The 2,970-nt window shown below is 40.0% G+C and carries 2 protein-coding genes; both read left to right on the forward strand.

Going from position 1 to position 2,970, the window contains the following annotated elements:
• The coding region (locus DPX34_RS21410; RefSeq protein ID WP_157964818.1) for a TonB-dependent receptor plug domain-containing protein at positions 1-909 on the forward strand (909 nt) is incomplete at its 5' end.
• A 226-nt stretch (positions 910-1,135) separates the two neighbouring features.
• A partial coding sequence (locus DPX34_RS21415; protein ID WP_111980440.1) for a TonB-dependent receptor plug domain-containing protein occupies positions 1,136-2,970 on the forward strand: 1,835 nt, incomplete at its 3' end.

Genomic DNA, 2,970 nt, shown 5'->3' on the forward strand with positions numbered 1-2,970 from the left:
GCAACCGACCAGCCAATTGCACCCGGTAGCCCGATAGTTGATGTAACGGATACGCCCTATGTGTTTATTCCTGAGCAGTCGCGTCAAAATCATTATGTGTTTTTACAAGATATTTGGAATATCGCTAACGATTGGCAATTAACCGCCGGTTTACGCCACGACAACTATTCAGATTTTGGCAGCACAACCAACCCAAGGCTGGCGTTAGTCTGGTCGACATCTTTAAATTTATCGACAAAATTATTATATGGGCAGGCCTTTAGAGCGCCTTCGTTTGTTGATATGAGTGCAATCAATAATCCAGCTAATATTGGCAACCCTAACATTCAACCTGAAGAATTAGAAAACCTCGAGCTAGTTTTTGATTATCATCCAGCGCAAGACTTTGGTCTGGTTTGGAATATTTATAAATACACATGGGACGATATAATACAATTAGTTCCACAAGCGGGTGAAAGCTTTTCTTTAGCCTCCAATAATGGCATTCAAACCGCCTACGGTACGGAGTTTGAGCTAAATTGGCAAATAACACCGGCTTTGGCCTTACGGGCCAATGCTGCTTTTACACAAGCTGAAAATAGTAAAACGAAAGACGACGTGCCATTAATTGCAGCAAAGCAATACTTTGTGCAACTTGATTGGCAACCCATAGATGCGGTTAGCGTTAATTTTAAAACACATTTTATTATCGATCGTGCCCGTGATATGAGTGATAGTCGGCAGCCCATCAAAGATTATGCAATATCGGATTTAACGGTCCGCTGGCAACCAAAAGCATTACCGATTGAGCTTTCTTTATTGGGTAAAAACATATTTGATCAAGATGCGCGAGAACCCGCTGTTCATTTACCCAATGATTTGCCTTTAGCGCGTCGAGCATTATATGGCGAACTGCGTTATCAGTTTTAAGTAGTCATAATCAAATAATATTAAGGCAATAGTGAAAGTAATATTAATTTACCTTAGCTTTGAATAAACTAAAAAACGAGTCTGTATTTTATAATTAAATATCAACTGATATTTAATTATTTATGGCTAAATATTCAGTATGGATTAAGCTTAATATAAACGCTATATTGAAGTATTTAAAACTAAAACTTCTCAACTACTAGTTCATCTGACAGGTTTAAATTGTATGAAATTGTCTTGTTATTTCTATGCTGTTTTATCTTCAGCTTTACCTTTAATTGTTTCTTCCGCTAATGCCGCCGATTACACAGAGTATGATGATGACTTGCTTGATAGCTTTTATGGCAGTGAAGAAATGGTTGAAATCGCGACCGGTGTTAAAACACAAATTTACAAAGCCCCTGCGGTGACTAATGTGTTTACTGCTGAGCAAATAAAAAAAATGGGCGCGACAGATATCGATGATGTGCTCGAAACTGTGCCCGGTTTACATATTCAACGTGACACCAATTCTTTTTTACCCTTGTATATATTCAGAGGGATCCACTCAACTACTAATTCACAAGCCTTAATGTTGGTTAATGGTGTACCGCTAACTAATAATTTTCAAGGTAATCGTAATAACAGTTGGGGCGGAATGCCGGTTGAAGCTATCGCGCGTATCGAAATTATGCGTGGCCCCGGTTCTGCTTTATTTGGTGCCGATGCGTTTGCTGGGGTGATTAATATCATTACTAAAAATGCAGATGACATTAAGCAGGGAGAAATCGCAGGCAGAGCAGGGCATTTTAACACCAAAGACGCTTGGTTTAGTGTTGGCGGGCATAACGGCAAATTAAACTATGCGGCAATTATTGAATATCACAAAACCGATGGTTCTAATGAGCCCGTTGAGGCAGATAGTCAAACGGCGAATGATGCCATTCACACCACTAAGGTTTCGTTAGCGCCCGGAAATTTAAGCAAAAGTAAAGATAACTTATCTGTTCGAACTGAATTGAACTATTCTTATTTTACCTTGCGAGCTGGATATCAAAAATGGGATGATTTAGGTGTGGGAGCTGGTTTAGTTTCTTCGCTTGATCCTGCTGCGCGAAAATCGGGGCGTATTATAAACCTTGATTTAAATTATAATGCACAGCTAACACCTGATTTTAAAGTAAGCACCCAAGCGACTTATTTTAGCACTAGCCAAAATATCAAAAATCAATATACGCTTTTTCCACCCGGTTATGCAGGGGTTTTTACCGATGGTTTAATTGGCAACCCACAAGTGTGGGAGAAACACGCGCGATTTAATACATCAGGTTTGTATACGGGGTGGTCAAACCATTCTGTTCTCGTTGGATTAGGTTATCATAATGCCAACATGTACCGAGTAGAAGAAACCAAAAACTTTGGAATTGACCCTGCAACCGACCAGCCAATTGCACCCGGTAGCCCGATAGTTGATGTAACGGATACGCCCTATGTGTTTATTCCTGAGCAGTCGCGTCAAAATCATTATGTGTTTTTACAAGATATTTGGAATATCGCTAACGATTGGCAATTAACCGCCGGTTTACGCCACGACAACTATTCAGATTTTGGCAGCACAACCAACCCAAGGCTGGCGTTAGTCTGGTCGACATCTTTAAATTTATCGACAAAATTATTATATGGGCAGGCCTTTAGAGCGCCTTCGTTTGTTGATATGAGTGCAATCAATAATCCAGCTAATATTGGCAACCCTAACATTCAACCTGAAGAATTAGAAAACCTCGAGCTAGTTTTTGATTATCATCCAGCGCAAGACTTTGGTCTGGTTTGGAATATTTATAAATACACATGGGACGATATAATACAATTAGTTCCACAAGCGGGTGAAAGCTTTTCTTTAGCCTCCAATAATGGCATTCAAACCGCCTACGGTACGGAGTTTGAGCTAAATTGGCAAATAACACCGGCTTTGGCCTTACGGGCCAATGCTGCTTTTACACAAGCTGAAAATAGTAAAACGAAAGACGACGTGCCATTAATTGCAGCAAAGCAATACTTTGTGCAACTTGATTGGCAACCCAT

This window comes from Algibacillus agarilyticus, assembly GCF_003286125.1.
Lineage (GTDB): Bacteria > Pseudomonadota > Gammaproteobacteria > Enterobacterales > Alteromonadaceae > Algibacillus > Algibacillus agarilyticus.